General features: G+C 42.3%; 1 protein-coding gene. It reads right to left on the bottom strand.

Features of this window, described 5'->3' with window-relative positions; genetic code table 11:
- Window positions 1–388 (bottom strand): hypothetical protein (locus tag KDH83_RS31700; RefSeq protein WP_212323144.1); only part of this gene is annotated, 388 nt, incomplete at its 3' end.
- Window positions 389–433 lie beyond the last annotated feature (45 nt).

Here is a 433-nt window from a genome sequence, read left to right as displayed (position 1 = left end):
CACTAATACTTGAATTTAGAATTTCATATATAGAGCTTGCAAATGAAAAAGCCTCTTGAGGCGTGGGAAAATAACCCTTATGTATAACATTGTTTCGAAATGATGCCTCGCCGCTTGTTAGAACTTTAGGAACTCGACCGAATGCGGACGTATACAAACCAACATACATTCCTAACTGGCGCTCTGATTGATTTGACACCATCTTCCACATCGAGTCGACCATCTCAACACTCCTCCCTTGCGCCAACAGCAAGGTTTGTATTGCAAACTCATAATAGCGTTCTAAAGATGCAGCAAACGAACTAACCGATTCTCGAAAATATGAATCAACAAACGCTTCCATTGCGCTTTCGAAAAGAAGCTCGAATTGTTGAAGATTGGCAATCATGACAACCTTGTGGCCACGACTACAATTGCCGCGATACAAGCCGAC

The sequence above is a fragment of the Achromobacter sp. Marseille-Q0513 genome (assembly GCF_018195695.1).
In the GTDB taxonomy this organism is placed as follows: domain Bacteria; phylum Pseudomonadota; class Gammaproteobacteria; order Burkholderiales; family Burkholderiaceae_B; genus Achromobacter.
Note: the sequence above shows the minus strand (reverse complement) of the source record. Positions and strands in the feature narration are given on the sequence as shown.